Source organism: Macellibacteroides sp. (assembly GCF_050251695.1).
In the GTDB taxonomy this organism is placed as follows: Bacteria; Bacteroidota; Bacteroidia; order Bacteroidales; family Tannerellaceae; genus Macellibacteroides; species Macellibacteroides fermentans.
This window is the reverse complement of the sequence record NZ_JBFWMI010000151.1, coordinates 2,614-4,501: the sequence shown is the minus strand read 5'-3', so window position 1 is coordinate 4,501 and position 1,888 is coordinate 2,614. Positions and strand designations below refer to the sequence as shown.

Genomic DNA, 1,888 nt, shown 5'->3' with positions numbered 1-1,888 from the left:
TTTTTTATATGCAACATTTTCATTTATAAAGCCATCTATATATAACTATGAAAGAGAGTGAAGAGTTAATTGTTGATGATTCTTCCGGACATTCAAATATTCTGAAAGTGAAAATGAATTGCAAATCCGAAAAAATTGTTGTTGCCAGGTTATTGCAAGTATGGTGGTAAATTAAAAAGATACGTAGATTATTTATAAAAAAAAGAATTATAAAACGTATACGGTTACTTTTTTTTATGAAGGTTTGAGTACTCAATATAGTTTCGAGGACATGAAGCTTCAGCAAGATAAGTATCCTGTATTTTTTGAACGAAACGGAGATAAGGTGATTATGGATTGGGTCAGTGGAAATATTGGTTACGCTATTCTTGGTATGGCTGCATCTCCGGAAGAGTATCCAACTGCACAGAGTGCCGACGGGGTGATTGGCAAGTGCCTGAAGCTTTCTACCCGTAGTACCGGAGGAATGGGGGCAATGATGAATATGCCTATGGCGGCCGAAAACCTTTTTATTGGGACTTTCGATACCATGAGTGCGTTAAGTGATCCCCTTAAAGCCACTCAGTTTGGTCTTCCTTTCGATTTACTTAAATCTGAGTTTTGGGTATACGTTTTGATGTTTTCGAATATGATATTTAAATAGTTTTTACTTTTTCAATATATTTATGTAAGTTTGTGGAATCACTGTTAGGGGTGCTCTTTTATTAAAAGAGCTGAGATAATACCCTTGAACCTGATATGTTGTAATCGACATCGGAGGGAAACGGGAAGAAAAAATATGAACTGGTAATATCTATATATTATTATTCAAGCCGTTTCGTTTTATGCGAGACGGCTTTTTTTGTTGATAAACATCTTATTAATGTGGCATTTGTGCTAATAAAAAATGAAACTATGATTGATATATCTGCAATTGGAAGAGACTTGCGCCTGATTAAGGAGAGGTCTCCCTTGGTTCATAATATCACAAACTTTGTGGTGATGAACAATACGGCTAATGCCTTATTGGCTATTGGGGCTTCTCCGGTAATGGCTCATGCTATTGAAGAGGTGGAGGAGATGGCTGGTATCGCATCTTCGATGGTACTTAATATCGGTACCCTTGAGCCCCGGTGGGTGAATGCAATGGTGCTTGCAGGAAAGATCGCTTTGAAACGAAATATCCCCATTATCTTTGATCCGGTGGGAGTAGGTGCTACATCGTATCGGTCCGAGGTATGTAAACAAATCATCAGCGAATGTAAGCCTTCAATAATAAGGGGTAATGCTTCTGAAATAATTGCTTTATGTAATGAGAATGTGAAGACTAAAGGGGTGGATAGTACGGAATCGTCTGATTCGGCCTTGAGTTGGGCTATGCAGCTTGCCAGGGAAGTGAATGCTGTGGTTGTAATAAGCGGACAGACGGACTATATTACGGATGGAGAGCTGGTTGAAATGATATACAACGGGAGTACGATGATGGAAAAAGTTACCGGAATGGGATGTACTGCTACAGCGGTACTGGGGGCTTTTGCTGCTGTAAATCCTTCCATGTTCGATGCGGCCATTCATGGTATGGCTGTTATGGGAATTGCCGGCGAGATTGCGGCTGCCAGATCTAAAGGAAATGGTAGCCTGCAGGTGAATTTCCTGGATGAACTGTATGCAATGGATGAGGAGGTGTTATGCAGAACGTTCAGACAATGAATCATTTTGACTTGAGTTTGTATCTGGTGACCGACCGTTCGCTTGCTTTGAACAGGTCTCTTGAATATGTTGTGAAAGAGGCGGCCGAAGGTGGGGTTACCATGGTTCAGTTGAGGGAGAAGGATTGCTCGTCTAAAGAGTTTCTGAATTTGGCTATTCAGCTCAAAAGATGTTTGAAATCCTTTGCTATCCCGCTTAT

The 1,888-nt window shown here is 40.3% G+C and carries 3 protein-coding genes and 1 riboswitch; all 3 genes read left to right on the top strand.

Annotated features, from left to right (window positions below; all coding sequences use genetic code 11):
• The first annotated feature begins 271 nt into the window (after positions 1-271).
• Positions 272-643, top strand: coding sequence for a PCMD domain-containing protein (locus AB7E53_RS14250; protein WP_179400157.1), 372 nt, complete (start codon positions 272-274; stop codon positions 641-643).
• Positions 644-679: 36 nt separating this feature from the next.
• Positions 680-779, top strand: a riboswitch (TPP riboswitch).
• Between the two features lie 115 nt (positions 780-894).
• A complete protein-coding gene (gene thiM, locus AB7E53_RS14245) occupies positions 895-1,689 on the top strand; it encodes a hydroxyethylthiazole kinase (protein ID WP_446776425.1) in 795 nt (264 codons plus the stop codon).
• On the top strand, positions 1,686-1,888 hold a 203-nt coding region (locus AB7E53_RS14240; protein WP_446776423.1), incomplete at its 3' end, for a thiamine phosphate synthase. The genes thiM and AB7E53_RS14240, both read left to right, overlap by 4 nt.